The sequence below is a fragment of the Halobacterium wangiae genome, from assembly GCF_021249345.1.
GTDB classification, from domain to species: Archaea; Halobacteriota; Halobacteria; order Halobacteriales; family Halobacteriaceae; genus Halobacterium; species Halobacterium wangiae.
Map to the genome: position 1 here is coordinate 2,538,320 of NZ_CP089588.1, position 18,079 is coordinate 2,556,398.

The following is an 18,079-nucleotide window of genomic DNA, read 5'->3' on the forward strand; positions in this document are numbered from 1 at the left end:
GAAGCGCTAAATTTGGTCGAGGAGGTCGGCCTTCTTCTCCTCGAACTCGTCGTCGTCGATGACGCCGTTCTCGTGGAGGTCCTTGAGTTTCTCCAGTTTCTCCATCGGGTCGCTCTCGCTCGCCTCGGCAGGCGGCTGTGACTGCTGAGCGTAGTCGCGGCGGCGCGTCCGGACGAACTCCGCGACCTCGGCCATCTGCTTCGTCTCCTTCGGGTGTACCTCGAAGAAGTACGTCTTCCCGCCGGAGTCGAATTTGAGTCCGGTCTTCAACGTCTTCTTCGTGGTCGAGACGCTGTCGAGGGAGTCGTACGGGATGCTATACGTCTCCGTCCCACTCAGGTACGGCATCAGACCGATGACGCGCTGGTCCGTGACGACAGTGATGTTCCCCCGCTTCTTTCCGACGCCCTGCTTCACGGACTTCAGCAGTCCTCCCGACATCCCCTTCTGTTTCACGTCGTCGCCCTGCTGAACCTCGATCGATGTCTTCGGATACCCCTTCACAATGTAGTGGGGCTGTTCGCCCTCGCGTAACGCGTCCGCGACGACGCCGTCGTACCACTGGAGACGCTCGAGTGTCACTCCGGTCCCCTCGGCCGCTTCGACCAGTTCTTCGCTGACGTCGAGTTGTGACGAGGACTCGACGGCGGCGGCGTCGCCCGGACCGTTACCCGCCACTCCCTCCTCGACTGCCTGCGCGCGGTCCTCGATGTACGCCACGACGGCATCGCACTCTGCCTTGTCGGGTCCGCTGAAGGGCAGCCGGTACGCGCGCTCCCCGCAGTCGACGAACAGCGTGTTCGACATCATGTTCGACTCCCACCTGGCGCCCTCGACGTCGCCGTATCCCACGACGGTCTCTTCGTTCCCGTCGGACTGGCCGACCAGGAACCTGATGCATCGGTCGGTGACTAGGGCGATGCCACTGTACTGCTCGTCGGTCGATATCTCGAACTCTTCGTCTGGCAACTCGATGACTATCCCGTCGCCTCCGTTGTTGAGGATGTAGTGTGGCTGTTCGCCCTCTTCGAGGTAGTCCACTGGGAGCGCACCGTTCAGGTTGTCGATGAACCGACCCCGCTTCTCGGAGAGAAGGGTCTCCTCCGAGACGGACTCACCGAGCGCGTGCGCGATGATTTCGGGGGCCTCTTCACTTGGGTCCTCTCTCGCGTCTGCTTTGGCAACGGGGTCCTCCGACGCATCGCCGGTCTCCTCCGCTGAGTCCTCGTCTGACGCTGCGTCACCGCCTTCGACCGACGGTGGCACGTCGGTGCTCGTGGTGTCCTGCCCGTCCGCGTTCGCCGCGCGCTCCTCGATGTACGTCGTCGCACCGTCGAGTTCGTCCTCGCTGGTGTCGCCGCTGAGCGGGAAGACGTACTCTCGGTCGGCGGTGTCGACGAACAGCTTGTTCTTCATCATTCCCGTCGCGTACCTCGCGCCGTCGACGTCGTCGTAGGCCACGACGACTTCCTCGTTCCCGTCGGACTGGCCGACTAGGAATCGAATGCACCGATCGCTAATAACGGCGAACGCGTGGTACTTCCCCTGCGGTTTCGTCGTGAACTCGTCTTCGGGGCGTTCGATAGTGAGCCCCTTCGACGCGTTGTGGAAAACGTAGTGGGGTTGTTCGCCGTCGTCGAGATAGTCGACCGGCGCGGCGTCCTCGAGGTTCCGCATCATCCGGCCACGCTTCTCTTTCAGGAGGTTCTTCTCGGTGACCTCTTCGCCCCGGGCGGCAGCGATAATCTCGGGTTCCTCCGCGTCGTCGCTTCCGAACAGACCCATGCGACGAACTGACAGCGCCAGGAGGTAAATGTTCGGTTCCGAGACAGTCCGCCGGGTCGACGTCTCTACCGGGCTTCACTCCGTGACGAGGCCGTCGACGCTGTCGGTGACGGTGACGAGCACCGACCCGAGGAGGAACAGCACTGCGAGCACGCCGAAGGAGACGGCGCTGGTGAACGCGGCCGTACTGAGCGGGTTCGACGCCGGGAGCACCTCGTAGGCACCGGCAAGGAGGACGGCGAGCGCGACGGTCGCAGCCGTGGCGCGGTTGACCGCCATCTTGACGCGCTCGGCGCGCGCCGGCGTCAGGCCCTCGTGTGGGCTGGCGGACGGGGACGCGAGGCTCTGTGCCCCGCCCGCGGCGTCGCTCGCACCGTCGCCGGCGACGAACGTGGTGTTCCAGCAGCGCTCGCAGGGCGGGTCGGGGTCGCGCTGGCGCTTCCCACAGGCCTTGCAGCGCCACGTCTGCTCCTCGTCGGCGTCCGCTCTACCCATCGCTACGTAGCTGGGTCCACGGGGACTATCAATCTACCCGCCGACGGCTACCGCGGAACCCACGCGTAGACGTGGTTGAGTAGCCAGTACGTGACAACGCCGAGGAAGAGCGACAGCGACCACGAGGCGACGGCGACGCGGCCGTAGCGCGCGTGACTCGTCTGTCGGAGCTCCTCGGGGGTGTGTGTGAGTCCCAGGACGACGGCGTACAGCACGACGGGGACCGCGAGCACGGACAGCAGGATGTGGACGGCGAGCATCGCGAGGTAGGCGAGTTCGACGACGCCGGCGTAGGCCGCGAGGAACTGCCCCTCGCGTATCTCGATGGCCTTCTCGAAGCCGCCGCCGACCTTCCAGAGGTAGAGCACGAGGAACGCACAGATGAGTGCGAAGGCGACGAGCATCGCGGCGCGGTGTCTGCGGACGTCGTCGCGGCGGATGAACCACCAGCCGACGAGCAGGCTGGTGAGCGCGAGGCTGTTGACGACCGCGATGAGGTCCGAGAACAGGATCACGGTCTCCCGGGAGAGCTCCGGGAACAGCGGTATCAACCCCTCGAAGGCGCCGATGACGAGCGCGTAGCCGACGACGGAGAGCACGGCGGTGACCCGCCGGGGGTGGGCCTTCGCGTAGCCGGGGGCGGTGGCGGATGCCATTGGCGGGGGTTGTGGCCGCCACACCAACCCGCTTTCGCTTCAAGTTCAGTTGCCGTAGTCCAACCGAAGGCGTAATAGTACTCCGTTAGAGTGAAACCGTCATGCGGCGAATCCTCGAACATGAGTCAGGACGCTCAACGGAACATCCGGTGTCTGGTGGCCAAGGTCGGCCTGGACGGCCACGACCGGGGAGCGCACGTCATCACGCGTGCGTTCCGCGACGCCGGCTTCGAGGTCATCTACTCGGGACTCCACAAGGCCCCCGCGGAGATCGTACAGGCGGCGGTCCAGGAGGACGTCGACGTACTGGGCATCTCTATTCTCTCGGGCGCCCACAACACACTCGTCCCGAAAATCGTCGAGGGGCTCGAAGAGTACGACGCCTTCGAGGACACGCTCATCATCGTCGGCGGCATCATCCCGGACGAGGACCGGCCGGGGCTGCGAGAAGATGGCGTCGACGCTATCTTCGGCCCGGGCACGCCGATGGAGGAGACAGTCGAGTTCATCCGGGAGAACGTCAAGCCGCGTGACTGAGATGGCGACCACCGACGAGCCCGAGATCGTCACGGAGCTACTCGCGGGGAAACACCACGCGCTCGCCCGCACCATCACGAAGATCGAGAACCGGTCGCCGGGCTACCGCGACGTCGTCTCCGCGCTCTACCCCCACACCGGCGGCGCCGACGTCGTCGGCATCACCGGTAGTCCAGGCTCCGGGAAGTCGACGCTCGTGGACAAGATGGCGAAGACGTACCGCGACCGCGGGCTGAGCGTCGGCGTCATCGCCGTCGACCCGTCGTCGCCGTTCACGGGCGGCGCGGTGCTGGGCGACCGCATCCGGATGGCGTCGACGGCGACGGACATGGAGGTCTTCTTCCGGTCGATGTCCGCGCGCGGCAGTCTGGGCGGGCTCTCGACGGCCACCGCGGACGCCGTGAAGGCCCTCGACGCGTTCGGCAAGGACAAGATCATCATCGAGACGGTCGGCGCCGGGCAGAACGAGGTCGACGTGGTGAAGACGGCGGACACCGTCGCCGTGCTCGTCCCACCGTCCTCCGGCGACGACGTCCAGATGCTGAAGGCCGGTATCCTCGAGATCGGCGACGTCTTCGTCGTCAACAAGGCCGACCTCCAGGGCGCGAACAAGACGGTCACGGAGCTGAAGAACATGCTCGACCTCCGGGAGAGCGAGCCCGACGACTGGGAACCCGAGGTGGTCGAGACCGTCGCCAAGAGCGGCGAGGGCGTCGAGGACTTTCTCGCCGTCCTGGAGAACCACACCTCGTGGCTCGACGACTCGGGCCGCCGCGAAGAGAAACGCCACACGCGCTACGCCGAGGAACTCCGGAACCTCCTCCGCGAGGACGCCAGCGAACTCCTCGCCGACGAACTCGACGCCCGCGGCGGCATCGAGGAACTGGTCGCGCGCATCGACGACGGCGACACCACGCCGTACGAACTCGCCGACGACATCGTCGACCCCCTCGCCGAGTGCCTCGACGAGCAGCGGGACTGACCCCGGCCGCCGACTGCTCGCGTCCCGACGACGAACTGTTCTGTCACAACGGCTAAGCGACTGGCCACCCACGTTCCGACTATGCGACTCCGCAGACTCCTCGCCGGCGCCGTCGGTGGCCTCGCACTCACGGAAGCCGCGAACCGAGCCCTCCGCACTCGCGCGGGTCCACTGGAGTCCCCCCTCGACGGCGACCAGGGGACCTACCGCTGGCGCGGGTTCGACGTGGCGTACACGGAGGCGGGCGACCCGGAAGACCCGGACCTGGTCTGCCTCCACGGGGTCCACGCCGCCGCCTCCCCGAAGGAGTTCGACGGCATCTTCGGCGCGCTCGCCGAGGACTTCCACGTGCTCGCGCCGGAGCTCCCCGGATTCGGGCGCAGCGACCGGCCGCCGGTCGCGTACACCAGTTCGCTGTACGAGTCGTTCGTCGCGGACTTCCTCTCGGATGCCGCCGACGACCCGGTCATACTCGGGAGTTCGCTGACGGGCGCGTGGGCGACGATGGCGGCGAACGACGCCGACGCGCGCGGCCTGCTACTGGTCTGCCCGACCGCCGAAACCGGGCCGCGGCGGCCGTGGGTCCGCAGCCTCGTCCGTTCGCCCGTCGTGGGTCAGGGACTGTTCAACGGGCTCACGAGCAAGCCGTCGCTGCGCTACTACGACGAGCGCGAAGCGTTCTACCGGCCGGAGCACATCACGAGCGACGTCGTCGACTACCAGTGGCAGACGGCTCACCAGGCGGGCGCGCGGTTCGCACCCGCGTCGTTCGTCGGGGGCTTCCTCGACCCCGCCGTGGACCTCGCCGACGAACTCGCCGCGGTGGACTGCCCGGTGACGCTGTTCTGGGGCCGGGAGGCCACCGTGACGCCGCTCGCCGAGGGCCGGGAACTCGCCGACGAGGCGGACACGCGGCTGGTCGTCCTCGACGACACGAAACTCCTCCCACACGAGGAAGAACCGGGGACGTTCGTCGACGTGATCCGGAGCGAACTACCGCAACTCGAAGGTCAGTAGCCGCTCGCCGGTGGTCTCCGACTTGCCCACGCGGGGTGCGACAGTCAGCCCGGTCTCGACCGCGTCGAGGTCGGACTGTAGCTGTCCGGTGAGCCTGACCGCGCCGAAGTCGGCGACGGCGACGGCGTACGGTACGTCGTCGGCGAACGCCGGCGCGGCGACGTGGACCACCGTGTAGGAGTCGATCGTTCCGGTCTCCGGGAGCGCCGTCTCGACGAGTTCCCGGCTCCCGCAGTGCGGGCAGACCCGCCGCGGCGGGAGGGTCCCGTGGCCGTTCTCGCACTCCAGGTAGTAGCCCTCGCCCTCGGCGAGCGCGTCTACGAAGTCGTCGTAGCCGGCGTCGCGGACACCCGGGGCAGTCATCGCTCCACCTCCAGCACGTGGACGACTGCACTCGCCACGGTGCCACCCGCGTTGTGCGCCACGGCGACGTCCGCGGCCGCCACGTACTCGCTGTTGTGGTGGTCGCCCCGGAGCAGTCGGGTCAACTCGGCGACCTGGCTCGTCCCGGTCGCACCGACCGGGTGGCCCTTCGCCTTCAGGCCACCCGAGAGGTTCACCGGCAGGTCGCCATCTCGGGTCGTGACGCCCCGTCGGGCGGCAGCGACGCCCTCGCCCGTCTCGAAGAAGCCGAGCGACTCGACGGCGAGCACTTCCGCGATGGTGAAGCAGTCGTGGACCTCCGCGAAGTCAACGTCGGCGGCGGTCACGCCGGCCTCGGCGTACGCCTCCGCCGCGGCGTCCGTGGCCGCCGGCGACGTAGCCATGTCGTCGCGGTCCTGCAGCGCCATGTTGTCGCCTCCCTGGCCAGTGCCAGTGACGGCGACGGGCGCCTCGACGTCGTGGTCGTTGGCGTAGTCCTCGCTGACGAGCACGACCGCGCTCGCGCCGTCGGTGACGGGACAGGCGTCGTAGAGGTTCAGCGGTTCGGCGACCGGCGGCGACTCCAGGACGTCCTCGACGGTGATCTCCTTCTGGTACTGCGCGTGCTCGTTGCCGACGGCGTTCTCGTGGTTCTTCACCGCGACGTGTGCGAGGTCCTCGTGGCTGCCGCCGAACTCCTCGAAGTACGCGTTGGCCATCATCGCGTACGCGCCGGGGAACGTCACGCCTGCCCGCACCTCGTACAGTTCGTCGGCGGCGATGGCCAGCGCCTCCGTCGACTCAGCCGTCTCGAGGTTGTTCATCCGCTCGGCGCCGCCGACGACGAGGACGTCCGCCTCGCCGTTGCGCACGTCCTTGACGGCCTGCCGGAGCGCCACGCCGCTGGACGCACACGCGCTCTCGTAGCGCGTCGCGGGGGCGTCGACGCCGAGCGCCTCGGCAGCGAGCGGGCCCTGGTGGCCCTGGTGTTCGGCGAGCGCGCCCATGAAGTTCCCGTAGTAGACGCCTTCCACGTCGTCGCGGTCGACGCCCGCGTCGTCGAGTGCCGCGAGTCCGGCCTCCGCGAACAGGTCGCGGCTCGTCCGCTCGGGGTGGCGACCGAAGTGGGTCAGCCCGACCCCGGCGACTCGCACGTTAGTCATACCTACTGCTTGGCAGACGAGGTTCAAAAGGCGTGCGGAAGCGGGGTCGTTCGACCGACCGGTGACCGCTACATCCCCATGTCGGCGGCGGCCTCGGGCACCGGCAGGTCTGTGGGGTCGACGCCGAGCAGTTCCGCGGCGTGGTCCAGCGCCATGTCGAAGCCGTAGTACCGTTCTAGTTCGTCGCCGTCCGCCGACGGCCGCACCTTCAACATCGCGTACCCCTCGCGGTTCTGCGCGACGGCGGCCGTCCCGCCGTCGCCCGAGAACGCGAGCACGCGCTCTGTCTCGGTCTCGTAGTAGCGAGCGGTGACGCCGCCGGCCTCGACGGTCTCCTCGGTCATCGTCGGGAGTTCGTCCGGGCGCGGCAAAAACGGGCCGGGTTCGCCGCGCACCAGGTTCGCCCGGACTTATGTCCGGGGGCGTCCAACTCGGTGCCGACGAGCCATGGCGATTCCACACTGGACGTGGCCCGACGACGCCCCCGCCTCCGGAACCGACCTTGCGGCCGCGAGCGACGCCTTCGACACGCTCTCGGACCGGACCCGTGCGGCGATTCTCGGAACGCTGTTCGACGCCGACGGCCCGGTGGCGTACACCGACCTCCTGACGGCGACCGGCGTCGAGGACAACGGCCGTCTGAACTACCACCTCCGCCGACTCGACGGACTCGTCGACCGTGGCGACGACGGCTACGTGCTCACCGACCGTGGCCGGGCGATGGTCCGGGACGTGCTGGCGGCCGACGCGCTGGCCGGCGACTGAGGAGAACGCGCGTTCTCCGAACCGTTATTCCCGTGCAGTTCCTCCCCCCGATAGATGCGACTGATCGCGAGGGGGGACAGCGGTGGCTGACGCGGAACCGGCCACTGCGACCGACGAACCGGACGGCGAGCCGTCGCTATCGTTCGGGTGGGCTGGGATCCGCGAGGGGTTCGTCACCGGGTTCCCGGTCGCCGTCGGCGTCGGCGGCTACGGAATCGTCTTCGGCGTGGTGGCCCGCCAGTCGGGCCTCAGCGTCGCGGAGGCCGCGCTGATGAGCGCGACTGTGCTCGCGGGGGCGGCGCAGCTCGTCGCCGTCGGCCTGTGGGCCGACCCGATTCCCGTCGTCGCCGTCGTCACTACGACGGCCGTCGTGAACCTCCGGTACGTGCTGATGGGCGCCGCGCTCCGCCCGTGGTTCCGCCAGTTGTCGCCGCTGGAGACCTACACGAGCCTGTTCTTCTTCGCGGACGAGAACTGGGCGCTGACCATCGGGGAGTTGCGCGCCGGGAGCACGCGGGGTGCGTTCCTCCTCGGCAGTGGCCTGGTCCTCTGGCTGCTGTGGGTCGTGACGACCGTCGTCGGCGCGACCGCGGGCGACCTGGTCGGCGACCCCGCGCGCTTCGGCCTGGACTTCGTCGTGACTGCGCTGTTCCTGACGCTCGCTGCGGGCTTCTGGGACGGCGCCGAGTCGCTGCGTCCGTGGCTCGCGGCGGCCGGCGTTGCGCTCGCCGTGAACGCCGTGATTCCGGGCGAGTGGTACATCCTCGCCGGTGCGCTCTCCGGTGCCACCGTGGAGGTGGTGACCCACGATGGCTGACCCGCTCTCCCTCGACCTGAACGTCGTCGTCGTCGTCCTCGCGATGGCCGCCGTCACGTACGCGACGAAGGCCAGCGGCCTCTGGGCCGTCGGGCGCCTCGACCTCTCGGAGCGCGCCGAGGCCGGCCTCGACGTGTTACCGGGCGCGGTGGTCGTCGCGTTCGTCGCACCCGCCCTCGTCGACGGCGGCCCTGCGGAGTGGCTCGCGGCCGTCGCCACGGTCGCCGTCGCGCGGAAGACCGGCAACCTGCTGGTGTCCCTCGCTGTCGGCGTCGGTGTCGTGCTCGCGGTGAGGAGTGTCGTCTAGGCGGCCGCGCCGCCGTCCGCCCCCGGTGCAAAAGTTTCACTTTCACTCCGGTTGGCGCACCTATTTACGGCCGCCTCCACACCCACCTTCCAACGGACGAAGCCACCACCAGGTGGTTACTAATCCAGTACAACCTGTACATGATCAAGAAGCTACACTGGCTGAAGACGGCGGTCCTCCAGGGCGGTCGACCGCGGACGATCCGCGAGTGCCGCCACTGCGGGACCACCGTCGGCAGCCAGCGGGACGCCTGTCCCGAGTGTGGAACGGACGGCATCGCGTGTTATCGACTCTCCGACTAATCGCCGAGTAGTAGACCCGCGCCGCCTCCGTCGTTACTTCAGCAGTCGGCGAGCGATAGTGTTCCGGAGCACCTCGCTCGTCCCCTCGTAGATCTCGTTGAGCTTCGAGTCCCGGTAGTAGCGCTCGACGTCGAAGTCCTTCGTGTAGCCGTAGCCGCCGTGAATCTGGATGCCCTCGTTGGTGACCTCGCGACTGATCTCGGAGGCGTACAGCTTCGCCTGCGCGGCGTCCTTGATGAAGTCCTCGCCGCGGATCTTCTTGTCCGCGGCGCGGTGCATCAGCAGCTTCGCTGACTGGATCTTCGTGTCCATGTCCGCGAGTTTGTGCTGGATGGTCTGGAACTCGCTGATGGGCTGGTCGAACTGCTCGCGGTCCTGGGCGTACTGGAGGCTGTCCTCCAGGGCTGCCCGCGCGAGGCCGATGGAGCGCGCGGCGATGGTGATGCGGCCGCCGTTCAGCGTCTCCAGTGCGTGCGTGAACCCGTCTCCCTCCTCGCCGAGGATGCGGCTCTCGGGGATGCGCATGTCGTCGAAGCGGAGTTCGGCGGTCGGACAGCCCTTGTCGCCGAGTTTGTCCTCGGTGCCCTCGACGTAGAAGCCGTCGTCCTCCTCGGGCCGGACGACGAACGAGGAGATGCCGCGATGGCCGGCGTCCGGGTCGGTCTTCGCGAACAGCGTCACGGTGTCCGCGACGCTCCCGTTGGAGATCCAGAGTTTGTCGCCGTTGACGACGTACTCGTCGCCGTCCTTTTCCGCGGTCGTCTGCATCGCCGGGACGTCGGAGCCAGCCCCTGCCTCCGAGAGCGCGAACGCGCCGACGTCGTCACCACGGTTGAGCGGCGCGAGGAACGCCGACTTCTGGTCGTCGTCGCCGTACGCATTCAGCATGTTCCCGGCGAGGCTCGTGTGCGCCGCGACGACCGTGCCGAGACCGCCGCTCCCCCGGGAGATCTCCTCGAGGGCGATGGCGTAGGAGTGGTAGTCGAGGCCCGCGCCGTCGTACTCCTCGGGGAACGGCATCCCCATCAGACCGAGGTCGCTCATCTCCTCGACGAGGTCCCACGGGAACTCGTCGGCCGCGTCGATCTCGGCCGCCCGCGGCACCACTTCCTCGTCCACGAACTCCGCGACCATGTCGCGAATCTGCTGTTGCTCGGGCGTGAGACTGAAGTCCATGCGGGAAACGTCGCCACCTCGTTCCTTTACTGTTCTCATCGACGCCCGCCCCAACCCCTTTTTACGCTCGCCACGTATCGGTAGTAGAGTAATGGTCGGAGGCCAGACCCCCCAACCTGCTGCGACGGAGCGCGAGTGGTGTCACGAGACGGTCCAGGACGTCTCGCGCACGTTCGCACTGACTGTGGACGCCCTGGAGGAGCCCATGGCGTCCCGAATCTGTGTCGGCTACCTGCTCTGTCGCGTCGCGGACACGATCGAGGACTCGACGTCGATGACGCCCGAGAGACAGGCCTCCCTCCTGAGGACGTACGACCGCGTGCTCGACCTGGACGACGACACGACGGCGGAGACGTTCCGCGAGGACGTCGCGGACGTGCTCCCCGAGGAACGTGACGCCGACTGGACCGTCGTCGCGGAGACGCCCCGCGTCCTGCGAGCGTTCGAGAGCCTCGACGACGACGCCCAGGACGCGATCCGGCCGACCGTCCGCGAGATGACGACCGGGATGGCGGAGTTCGTAGAGCGGTACGCCGACGAGGGGGGCCTCCGCATCCAGTCGCTGAGCGAACTCGAAGAGTACTGCTGGTACGTCGCGGGCACCGTCGGCGAACTCGTCACGGAACTCCTCGCCGACGACGCCGCCGATGACGACGCCGAGACGATGCGCGAGCACGCTCGCTCGTTCGCCCTCCTCCTCCAGCTCGTCAACGTCGCCAAGGACGTCCGGCCGGACTACCACGAGGAGAACAACGTCTACCTGCCCGCCGAGTGGCTCTCGGAGCAGGACCTCGCCGCCGAAGACGTGGCCGAACCGTCGAACGCCGGCCGTGTGGGTGCAGTCGTCGAACGCGTCACCGAACGGGCACGCAGCTACGCCGACGGCGCACACCGCTGGCTCGACGCGATGCCGACGACGCGAGGCAACACGCTCGCCGCGTGGGCCGTGCCGTTCCTGCTCGCGGTCGGAACTATGCGAGAACTCTCGGAACGCCCCACGGACGTCGTCACGGACGGCGACGTGAAGGTCTCGCGGGCGGAAGTGTACGCGGTCCTCGAACGCGTCTACGGCGACTTCGACCGGGCTGCGCTGGCCGCGCTCCGCGAGAAGATCGCTACGCGACCGCTCGCCTGAGGCCAGGCGCCGCGCTGTTCTCGCGAACGTTCAAGTACGAAGCCGGGACCACCGCCCAGCGTGCGCTGAGAACTGACGCGGGACGACCGAGCGAAACCCGGCGGTGGATCGTTCCGCGTGCCGTCCACGCCGCCTGTTCGCCCTACTCGTAGCTGTAGAAGCCCTCGCCGGTCTTCTTCCCGAGGTCGCCGGCGTCGACCTTCCGCTTGAGGAGGTAGGCCGGCTTGTAGCGGTCGCCGAGTTCCTCGTGGAGCGTCTCGCTGGCGTCCAGACAGATGTCGAGGCCGATGTGGTCGGCGAGTTCGAGGGGGCCCATCGGGACGTTCGTGCCGAGTTTCATCCCCTTGTCGATGTCCTCCTTCGAGGCGACGCCCTCGTCGAACGCGCGGATACCCTCGTTGAGCCACGGCATCAGGATGCGGTTGGTGACGAAGCCCGGCTTGTCGTCGGACTCCCAGGTCTCCTTGTCGAGGTCCTCGGCGAACTCGTGGGCGAAGTCGACGACGCCGCCGTCGGTCTTCTCGCCGACGACGACCTCGACGCCGGTCATCACCGGCACGGGGTTCATGAAGTGGAGGCCCACGACCTGCTCGGGGCGGTCGGTGGCCGACGCGATGGTCGTGATGGAGAGCGTCGACGTGTTCGTCGCGAGGACGACGTCGTCCGGGACCTCCTCGTCGAGGTCCGCGAAGATGTCCTGCTTGACGTCCATGTTCTCGACGGCCGCCTCCACGACGAAATCGCAGTCCGCGAGGTCCGCGAGGTCGGTCGTCCCGGTGATCCCGTCGAGGACGGCCTGTCGCTCGTCGTCGTCGAGGGTCCCCTTGTCGACGAAGCGGTCGAGGGAGTCCTCGATGCTGTCGAAGCCAGCCTCGACGTAGTCGCGCTCGATGTCGCGCATCACGACGTCGTAGCCTGCCATCGAAGTGACTTGGGCGATGCCCGCACCCATCGTGCCGGCGCCGACGACGCCGACCGTCTCTACGTCTTCGAGTGCTCGCATAGTCGTGGCTGTGCGGGGCGCGCACCTAAGGATGCCGAAACGTGGAAACACTGAAGCCCCTAGGGTGGCTTCCCTTCGCCAACCGTGCCAGCCGAGGACTCCCGCGACGCGCTGCTGGACCTGCAGTTCGTCGGCCCGGCGACGGCCGACGTGCTAGCGGAGGCCGACGTGACGGCCGCTGCAGTCGAAGCGAAGTCTGTCTCGCACGCGGAACTCGTCGACGCCGGTGTCAACCCGGGCGTGGCGGCTCGCATCCGCCGCGAGCACTCCCTCCAGTGGTCCTTCGAGGGCGGCCAGGACCTCGACCGGCGCGCCGAGCAGGTGCGCGGCCTCAACGACGACGAGCGGGAGTGGGTCGCCGCGAGCTACGGCGAGGACGAGGCGTCCGCCGACGGGAGCGGCGACTCGTCTGCGGAAGAGGCGGCGTGGCGCGAACAGCCGTCGGACGCGCAGAGGGGTTCGAACCCCGACTCGGAGTCGGTGGACGACGAGGCGGTGTGGCGGGCGAAGTCGTGGCCGAACGGCGACGACTCTGCGGCCGAGCGCGACGAGCAAGCGTGGCGCGAACAGTCCGTGCCGACCCCGGTGACGGAACTCGACGGCATCGACGAGGACGACGCGGCACTGCTCGCTCGCGCGGGCGTCACCTCGGTCCGGAGTCTCGCGACGGCACACGTCGAGCACGTCGCGGACTCGCTGGGAGTGTCCGTCGAGCGCGTGGCAGCCTGGAAGGAGACCGCCGGCGACGCGGAGACGTAGCCACCGGCGAGCGGGGACTGGAGGCCACTTCCCGACAGTTAGACACTTATACGAGGTTGCCGCACGTTTAACTGATGCGCCCCTTCGAGGACTCTCCGATTTCGCGCGACGGGAAAGTACTGATTCTCGCGTACGACCACGGCCTGGAGCACGGCCCGGTCGACTTCGAGGCGGTGCCCGAGACGATGGACCCCGAGGTCGTGTGGGACGTCGCCGCCCACGACGCCGTCTCTGGGTTCGCCGTCCAGAAGGGCGTCGCGGAGGCCTACTACCCCTCCTACGAGGACGACGTGAACCTGCTGGCGAAGCTCAACGGCACGTCGAACCTCTGGATGGGCGAACCCGACTCCGCGGTGAACTGGACGGTCGACTACGCCGCCGAACTCGGCGCGGACGCCATCGGCTTCACGCTCTACGGCGGATCGAACCACGAGATCGAGATGGCCGAGGAGTTCCGGGACGCACAGGAGAAGGCCCGGGAGCACGACCTCCCGGTCGTGATGTGGTCGTACCCCCGCGGCCAGGGCCTGAAGAACGACAAGGACCCACAGACCATCGCGTACGCGGCGCGACAGGCGCTGGAACTCGGCGCGGACGTCGCGAAGGTCAAGTACCCCGGCAGCCCCGAGAAGATGGAGTTCGCGGTGAACGCCGCGGGGCCCACGCAGGTCGTCATGTCCGGCGGGTCGAAGACCAGCGACCGCGACTTCCTCGAGACCGTGAAGGGCGCCATCGACGCCGGCGCCGTCGGGCTCGCAGTCGGCCGGAACGTCTGGCAGCGCGAGAACCCCGCCGAGTTCCTCGACGCCCTCGAGGCCGTCATCTACGAGGAGACGAGCGTCGAGGAGGCGCTCTCCCGCGTCTGAATGACGGTCGACCGGATCTTCGACGTCGTCGCCGACGCTGCACCCGAAATCCGCGCGGGTCTCCCGGAGCGCCGCGCGAAGGCGGAGACGGAGAACGTCTCCGGCGAGACGCAACTGGAGGCCGACCTCTGGGCTGACGACCTGCTGTGCGAGCGTTTCGAGGACGTCGCGGGCGTGACCTGGTACGCCAGCGAGGAGCGTGACGAGGTCGAGCGCGTCGGCGACGACGAGGACGGCTACACGGTCGCCCTCGACCCGCTCGACGGCTCCTCGAACGTCAAGTCGAACAACCCGTGTGGCACCGTCGTCGGCGTCTACGACGAACCGCTCCCCGCGCCCGGCGACAGCCTCGTCGCCGCGGGGTTCGTCCTCTACGGCCCGACGACGACGATGGTCGTGGCCCGCGACGGCGAGGTAAGAGAGTACCTGGTCGAGGCTGACGGCCGGACCGACCTCGGGCCAGTCGAACTCCCCGACGACCCCGTCGTCTACGGGTTCGGCGGACGCGTGCCCGAGTGGACCGACGAGTTCGAGGCGTTCGTCCGCGACGTCGAGGAGGACCTGAAACTCCGCTACGGCGGCGCGATGATCGCCGACGTCAACCAGGTGCTCGTCTACGGTGGCGCGTTCGGCTACCCGGGCCTGCAGTCCCGTCCCGGGGGGAAACTCCGCGTGCACTTCGAGTCAGTGCCGATGGCGTACGTCGTCGAGACGGCTGGCGGGGCCTCCAGCGACGGCTCGAAGTCCCTGCTGGAGTGTGACCCCGACAGCCTCCACGAGCGCACGCCGACGTTCGTCGGGAACGAGTCGGTCATCGAGGCTCTCGAGGACGCGCTCCCGAACTGACTTCTGCGTCCCCCTCGTTCTGTCGGCTATGTGCGGCCGCTACGCGCTGTTCACCGACTCGACCGACCTGGCCGACGAGTTCGACCTGGCCGACGCGACGTACGAGCGGACGTACAACGCCGCACCGAGCGAGGACCTGCCGGTGGTCCTCGACGACGAACCCGAGCGACTGACCGCGGCACGCTGGGGACTCGTGCCGTCGTGGTCAGACGGGCCGGGGGGCGACCCGGACCCCATCAACGCTCGCGCGGAGACACTGTCGGAGAATCGCTACTTTCGGGAGGCGTACCGCGAGCGCCGCTGTCTCGTCCCCGTCGACGGCTTCTACGAGTGGGTGGAGACCGCCGACGGCAAGCAGCCACACTACGTCTCGCGGGCGGACGGTCGTCCGTTCCTGCTGGCGGGGCTCTGGGAGACGTGGACGCCCGAGCAGAAACAGACGGGACTCGGCGAGTTCGATTCGGGCGGACCGAGCAAGGCGGCCGAGACGGTGCGGTCGTTCACCGTCGTGACGACCGAACCCAACGACTTCCTCGCGGAGTACCACCACCGGATGGCGCTACTCCTCGACCGCGAACGGGGCGAGCGCTGGCTGACGGCCGACGACCCGAGTGACCTGCTGGCGCCGAGCGGGATGGAACTCCGGGCGTGGCCGGTGTCGCGGGCCGTCAACGACCCGTCGAACGACCGGCCGGAACTCGTCGAGTCGGTGGCCTGACGAAGCGGGAATCTCGGTCACGGCCCGCACCCGGTCGTTCGGGTCTCGTCGGTAGACACCGTGTCACACTCCCCCAACCTTCTTCAGGTCAGTCGACATAATCAGGGGGGTATGACTGGAATCAAGTACGAGGACTTCGTCGACACCGACTACGAACCGACCGACACCGACCTCGTCTGCGAGTTCGTCCTGGAGCCGGGCGAGGGAATGGACATGATGGACGCGGCGGGCCGCGTCGCCTCCGAGAGTTCGAACGGCACGTGGGCAGCGCTGAACGTCCCGGACCGCGTCACCGAACTCAGCGCCACCACCTTCGAAGTCGGGGACGGCAACATCACGGTCGCCTACCCCGGCGCCCTCTTCGAGGACGGCAACATGGCCCAGGTGCTGTCCTGCATCGCGGGCAACATCCTCGGGATGAAGGCCGTCGAGTCGATCCGGCTGAACGACTGCGAGTGGCCCGAGGAACTCGCCACGTCGTTCCCCGGCCCGCAGTACGGCAGCGACGTGAAGACTGAACTGCTGGACGCACGCGACCGCCCGGCGACGGCGACGGTGCCGAAGCCGAAGGTCGGCCTCTCCACGGAACAGCACGCCCAGGTCGGCTACGACGCCTGGGTCGGCGGCATCGACCTCCTGAAGGACGACGAGAACCTCACCGACCAGTCGTTCAACCGCTTCGAGGACCGCGTGAAGCAGTCCCTCGAGATGCGCGACCGGGCCGAGGACGAGACGGGCGACCGGAAGGACTACCTCGTGAACATCACCGCGGAGACGGAGACGATGCTCGACCGCCTCAAACTGGTGGCCGAGCAGGGCGGCGGGTTCGTGATGGTCGACGTGGTCACCGCCGGCTGGTCGTCGGTCCAGACAGTCCGGGAGCACGCCGAACGCCACGGCCTCGCCATCCACGCCCACCGCGCGATGCACGCGGCCTTCGACCGGATGCCCCACCACGGCGTCTCGATGCGGGTGCTCGCGCAGGTCGCGCGGCTCTGCGGCGTCGACCACATCCACACGGGCACGGCGGGACTCGGGAAACTGGAGAACGAGGACACGGTCGGCATCAACGAGTGGCTGCAGTCGGACCTCTACGGCATGAACGACGTCGTCCCCGTGGCCTCTGGCGGTCTCCACCCGGGCATCGTCGAGCCGCTGCTGGACGCCATCGGGACGGACGTGATGGTGCAGGCCGGCGGCGGTATCCACGGCCACCCGGACGGCACCGCGGCGGGTGCGCGAGCGCTCCGGCAGGCCGTCGACGCCTATCAGGCGGGCATCCCGCTGTCCGACTACGGCCAGGACCACGAGGAACTCGGCGTCGCTCTGGACAAGTGGGGTACGGACACGCCGCGGTAGAACACGCCGCCGTGCTCCGTCGGCCGCCGGTTCTCCGGCGGCGCGGAGCGTGTCAGAGGCACAGCCGGTGTCGAAACACCAGCGCACGAAACACCAACGTCGGGCGGCATTACCTTACTGACTGCGGAACGGCTTACGGCACGACCGATTCTATATAAATCTACTGTCCACTTATGTACGTAGTTTTTTGTGTCGGGGACCGTATGGTGGAACGATGCCCTCCCAGGCCGTCGAAGTGGTCGAGTTACTCGCGCGGCGAGCGACGCTGCTGCGACTCCTCAGGCAGGCACCACGCCTGAAGCGCGACATCGCCGAGGAGCTCTCCGTCTCCCGGTCCACCGTCGACCGTGCGGTCCGGAACCTCGAATCCCACAACTACGTGGTTCGCGAGGAGACCGTCTCGCTCACGCTCGAAGGACGACTGGCGCTCGACGCGTTCGAGCGGTTCACGGGGAGTATCGGTGGTCTCGACGACGCGAGCGAGGTCCTCGGACGCCTCCCGGCGGCCGCCTCCCTCGACGTGGCGATGCTCCGCGACGCGACCGTCGTCACTCCCGACCGCGACGCGCCCCAGCGCCCCATCGCCTCGTTCGTCGAGGAGGCCGAACGGGCGACCGCCGTCCGCGGGTTCGGCTCCGCGGTACTCCCGACGGTCGTGTCGGTGTTCCACGACCGCATCGTCTACCACGACGCGGTGTTCGACCTGACGGTGCCGGACGGCGTCCTCGACGAACTGCTCTCGACGCAGGGCGACGTCGTCGACGAGTGCCTCGACGCCGGGGGGCTGACGCTGCGCACCGCGACGAGTGGCCTCGACTACAGTCTCATGATCGTCGAACAGCGCGACCGGACCGTCGCCTGTGCGCTCGTCTACGGCGACAGCGGCCTCGCCGGCGTCGTGAAGAACGACAACGACGACGCCGTGCGGTCTGCCGACTGCGTCTACGAACGCGTCCGCGAGAACGCCAGCGACCTGCCGATCTGAGCGTGTGCCGCCTCCCCACACCTTAAGCCACCGGGGGTCCACG

22 protein-coding genes are annotated in these 18,079 nt (G+C 68.2%); 14 read left to right on the forward strand and 8 right to left on the reverse strand.

Translation table 11 applies throughout. From position 1 onward, the window contains the following. Positions 1-6: 6 nt before the first annotated feature. The 3 genes from LT965_RS13385 to LT965_RS13395 all read right to left on the reverse strand — a co-directional run bounded on the left by LT965_RS13385 (position 7) and on the right by LT965_RS13395 (position 2,936). Positions 7-1,785: a PH domain-containing protein gene (locus LT965_RS13385; protein ID WP_232701328.1), complete on the reverse strand. Its 1,779-nt coding sequence runs from the start codon at positions 1,783-1,785 to the stop codon at positions 7-9. A 75-nt stretch (positions 1,786-1,860) separates the two neighbouring features. Beyond that, positions 1,861-2,280: a hypothetical protein gene (locus LT965_RS13390; protein ID WP_232701329.1), complete on the reverse strand. Its 420-nt coding sequence runs from the start codon at positions 2,278-2,280 to the stop codon at positions 1,861-1,863. Positions 2,281-2,327: 47 nt separating this feature from the next. Then, positions 2,328-2,936 (reverse strand): DUF420 domain-containing protein, encoded by a 609-nt coding sequence (locus tag LT965_RS13395; RefSeq protein WP_232701330.1) that lies wholly within the window; start codon positions 2,934-2,936, stop codon positions 2,328-2,330. Between the two features lie 120 nt (positions 2,937-3,056). On the opposite strand from LT965_RS13395, the gene LT965_RS13400 reads away from it, so the two are divergent. The 3 genes from LT965_RS13400 to LT965_RS13410 all read left to right on the forward strand — a co-directional run bounded on the left by LT965_RS13400 (position 3,057) and on the right by LT965_RS13410 (position 5,472). Beyond that, positions 3,057-3,473: a cobalamin B12-binding domain-containing protein gene (locus tag LT965_RS13400; RefSeq protein WP_232701331.1), complete on the forward strand. Its 417-nt coding sequence runs from the start codon at positions 3,057-3,059 to the stop codon at positions 3,471-3,473. Between the two features lies 1 nt (position 3,474). After that, positions 3,475-4,455, forward strand: coding sequence for a methylmalonyl Co-A mutase-associated GTPase MeaB (gene meaB / locus LT965_RS13405; RefSeq protein WP_232703590.1), 981 nt, complete (start codon positions 3,475-3,477; stop codon positions 4,453-4,455). 81 nt (positions 4,456-4,536) lie between these two features. Further along, a complete protein-coding gene (locus tag LT965_RS13410) occupies positions 4,537-5,472 on the forward strand; it encodes an alpha/beta fold hydrolase (RefSeq protein WP_232701333.1) in 936 nt (311 codons plus the stop codon). Here LT965_RS13410 and LT965_RS13415 read toward each other — a convergent pair. The 3 genes from LT965_RS13415 to LT965_RS13425 form a co-directional block, all read right to left on the reverse strand. Further along, positions 5,449-5,835, reverse strand: coding sequence for a Zn-ribbon domain-containing OB-fold protein (locus LT965_RS13415; RefSeq protein ID WP_232701335.1), 387 nt, complete (start codon positions 5,833-5,835; stop codon positions 5,449-5,451). The genes LT965_RS13410 and LT965_RS13415 overlap by 24 nt on opposite strands. Then, positions 5,832-6,998 (reverse strand): thiolase domain-containing protein, encoded by a 1,167-nt coding sequence (locus LT965_RS13420; RefSeq protein WP_232701336.1) that lies wholly within the window; start codon positions 6,996-6,998, stop codon positions 5,832-5,834. Before LT965_RS13420 ends, LT965_RS13415 begins: the two co-directional genes overlap by 4 nt. A 68-nt stretch (positions 6,999-7,066) precedes the next feature. Then, positions 7,067-7,342, reverse strand: a complete 276-nt coding sequence (locus LT965_RS13425; protein WP_232701337.1) for a DUF7111 family protein — start codon at positions 7,340-7,342, stop codon at positions 7,067-7,069. Between the two features lie 103 nt (positions 7,343-7,445). On the opposite strand from LT965_RS13425, the gene LT965_RS13430 reads away from it, so the two are divergent. The 4 genes from LT965_RS13430 to LT965_RS13445 all read left to right on the forward strand — a co-directional run bounded on the left by LT965_RS13430 (position 7,446) and on the right by LT965_RS13445 (position 9,189). Continuing rightward, positions 7,446-7,763, forward strand: a complete 318-nt coding sequence (locus LT965_RS13430; RefSeq protein ID WP_232701338.1) for a winged helix-turn-helix domain-containing protein — start codon at positions 7,446-7,448, stop codon at positions 7,761-7,763. A gap of 82 nt (positions 7,764-7,845) precedes the next feature. Then, complete coding sequence (locus tag LT965_RS13435) at positions 7,846-8,580, forward strand: AzlC family ABC transporter permease (protein ID WP_232701340.1); 735 nt, start codon at positions 7,846-7,848, stop codon at positions 8,578-8,580. Beyond that, positions 8,573-8,887, forward strand: a complete 315-nt coding sequence (locus LT965_RS13440) for an AzlD domain-containing protein (protein ID WP_232701341.1) — start codon at positions 8,573-8,575, stop codon at positions 8,885-8,887. Before LT965_RS13435 ends, LT965_RS13440 begins: the two co-directional genes overlap by 8 nt. A gap of 140 nt (positions 8,888-9,027) precedes the next feature. Then, entirely contained in the window at positions 9,028-9,189 is a 162-nt protein-coding gene (locus LT965_RS13445) for a hypothetical protein (protein WP_232701343.1), read from the forward strand. A gap of 33 nt (positions 9,190-9,222) precedes the next feature. On the opposite strand, the gene LT965_RS13450 is transcribed toward LT965_RS13445, so the two are convergent. Next, positions 9,223-10,365, reverse strand: a complete 1,143-nt coding sequence (locus tag LT965_RS13450; protein ID WP_232701344.1) for an acyl-CoA dehydrogenase — start codon at positions 10,363-10,365, stop codon at positions 9,223-9,225. A gap of 91 nt (positions 10,366-10,456) precedes the next feature. On the opposite strand from LT965_RS13450, the gene LT965_RS13455 reads away from it, so the two are divergent. After that, complete coding sequence (locus tag LT965_RS13455) at positions 10,457-11,500, forward strand: phytoene/squalene synthase family protein (protein WP_232701346.1); 1,044 nt, start codon at positions 10,457-10,459, stop codon at positions 11,498-11,500. A 142-nt stretch (positions 11,501-11,642) separates the two neighbouring features. Here LT965_RS13455 and LT965_RS13460 read toward each other — a convergent pair whose 3' ends face one another. Continuing rightward, a complete protein-coding gene (locus LT965_RS13460; protein ID WP_232701348.1) occupies positions 11,643-12,503 on the reverse strand; it encodes a 3-hydroxyacyl-CoA dehydrogenase family protein in 861 nt (286 codons plus the stop codon). 84 nt (positions 12,504-12,587) lie between these two features. On the opposite strand from LT965_RS13460, the gene LT965_RS13465 reads away from it, so the two are divergent. The 6 genes from LT965_RS13465 to LT965_RS13490 all read left to right on the forward strand — a co-directional run bounded on the left by LT965_RS13465 (position 12,588) and on the right by LT965_RS13490 (position 18,036). Further along, positions 12,588-13,262 carry a DUF7409 domain-containing protein gene (locus LT965_RS13465; RefSeq protein WP_232701349.1) on the forward strand — a complete coding sequence of 225 codons (675 nt, stop codon included), beginning with the start codon at positions 12,588-12,590 and terminating at the stop codon, positions 13,260-13,262. A gap of 74 nt (positions 13,263-13,336) precedes the next feature. After that, a complete protein-coding gene (locus LT965_RS13470; RefSeq protein ID WP_232701350.1) occupies positions 13,337-14,128 on the forward strand; it encodes a class I fructose-bisphosphate aldolase in 792 nt (263 codons plus the stop codon). Beyond that, on the forward strand, positions 14,129-14,974 hold the full coding sequence (locus LT965_RS13475) for a class 1 fructose-bisphosphatase (protein WP_232701351.1): 846 nt from the start codon (positions 14,129-14,131) through the stop codon (positions 14,972-14,974). Between the two features lie 28 nt (positions 14,975-15,002). Continuing rightward, entirely contained in the window at positions 15,003-15,692 is a 690-nt protein-coding gene (locus LT965_RS13480) for an SOS response-associated peptidase (protein ID WP_232701353.1), read from the forward strand. A 111-nt stretch (positions 15,693-15,803) separates the two neighbouring features. Next, complete coding sequence (gene rbcL / locus LT965_RS13485) at positions 15,804-17,051, forward strand: type III ribulose-bisphosphate carboxylase (RefSeq protein WP_232701355.1); 1,248 nt, start codon at positions 15,804-15,806, stop codon at positions 17,049-17,051. 214 nt (positions 17,052-17,265) lie between these two features. After that, on the forward strand, positions 17,266-18,036 hold the full coding sequence (locus LT965_RS13490; RefSeq protein ID WP_232701357.1) for a helix-turn-helix transcriptional regulator: 771 nt from the start codon (positions 17,266-17,268) through the stop codon (positions 18,034-18,036). Positions 18,037-18,079: the final 43 nt, after the last annotated feature.

Coding starts and splice junctions, on each gene's coding strand:
- LT965_RS13460 (WP_232701348.1), bottom strand. CDS start 12,503: ATGCGAGCACTCGAAGACGTAGAGACGGTCGGCGTCGTCGGCGCCGGC.
- LT965_RS13385 (WP_232701328.1), bottom strand. CDS start 1,785: ATGGGTCTGTTCGGAAGCGACGACGCGGAGGAACCCGAGATTATCGCT.
- LT965_RS13455 (WP_232701346.1), top strand. CDS start 10,457: ATGGTCGGAGGCCAGACCCCCCAACCTGCTGCGACGGAGCGCGAGTGG.
- LT965_RS13490 (WP_232701357.1), top strand. CDS start 17,266: ATGCCCTCCCAGGCCGTCGAAGTGGTCGAGTTACTCGCGCGGCGAGCG.
- meaB (WP_232703590.1), top strand. CDS start 3,475: ATGGCGACCACCGACGAGCCCGAGATCGTCACGGAGCTACTCGCGGGG.
- LT965_RS13430 (WP_232701338.1), top strand. CDS start 7,446: ATGGCGATTCCACACTGGACGTGGCCCGACGACGCCCCCGCCTCCGGA.
- LT965_RS13415 (WP_232701335.1), bottom strand. CDS start 5,835: ATGACTGCCCCGGGTGTCCGCGACGCCGGCTACGACGACTTCGTAGAC.
- LT965_RS13395 (WP_232701330.1), bottom strand. CDS start 2,936: ATGGCATCCGCCACCGCCCCCGGCTACGCGAAGGCCCACCCCCGGCGG.
- LT965_RS13480 (WP_232701353.1), top strand. CDS start 15,003: ATGTGCGGCCGCTACGCGCTGTTCACCGACTCGACCGACCTGGCCGAC.
- LT965_RS13450 (WP_232701344.1), bottom strand. CDS start 10,365: ATGGACTTCAGTCTCACGCCCGAGCAACAGCAGATTCGCGACATGGTC.
- LT965_RS13400 (WP_232701331.1), top strand. CDS start 3,057: ATGAGTCAGGACGCTCAACGGAACATCCGGTGTCTGGTGGCCAAGGTC.
- LT965_RS13470 (WP_232701350.1), top strand. CDS start 13,337: ATGCGCCCCTTCGAGGACTCTCCGATTTCGCGCGACGGGAAAGTACTG.
- LT965_RS13440 (WP_232701341.1), top strand. CDS start 8,573: ATGGCTGACCCGCTCTCCCTCGACCTGAACGTCGTCGTCGTCGTCCTC.
- LT965_RS13410 (WP_232701333.1), top strand. CDS start 4,537: ATGCGACTCCGCAGACTCCTCGCCGGCGCCGTCGGTGGCCTCGCACTC.
- LT965_RS13425 (WP_232701337.1), bottom strand. CDS start 7,342: ATGACCGAGGAGACCGTCGAGGCCGGCGGCGTCACCGCTCGCTACTAC.
- LT965_RS13445 (WP_232701343.1), top strand. CDS start 9,028: ATGATCAAGAAGCTACACTGGCTGAAGACGGCGGTCCTCCAGGGCGGT.
- LT965_RS13420 (WP_232701336.1), bottom strand. CDS start 6,998: ATGACTAACGTGCGAGTCGCCGGGGTCGGGCTGACCCACTTCGGTCGC.
- rbcL (WP_232701355.1), top strand. CDS start 15,804: ATGACTGGAATCAAGTACGAGGACTTCGTCGACACCGACTACGAACCG.
- LT965_RS13390 (WP_232701329.1), bottom strand. CDS start 2,280: ATGGGTAGAGCGGACGCCGACGAGGAGCAGACGTGGCGCTGCAAGGCC.
- LT965_RS13475 (WP_232701351.1), top strand. CDS start 14,129: ATGACGGTCGACCGGATCTTCGACGTCGTCGCCGACGCTGCACCCGAA.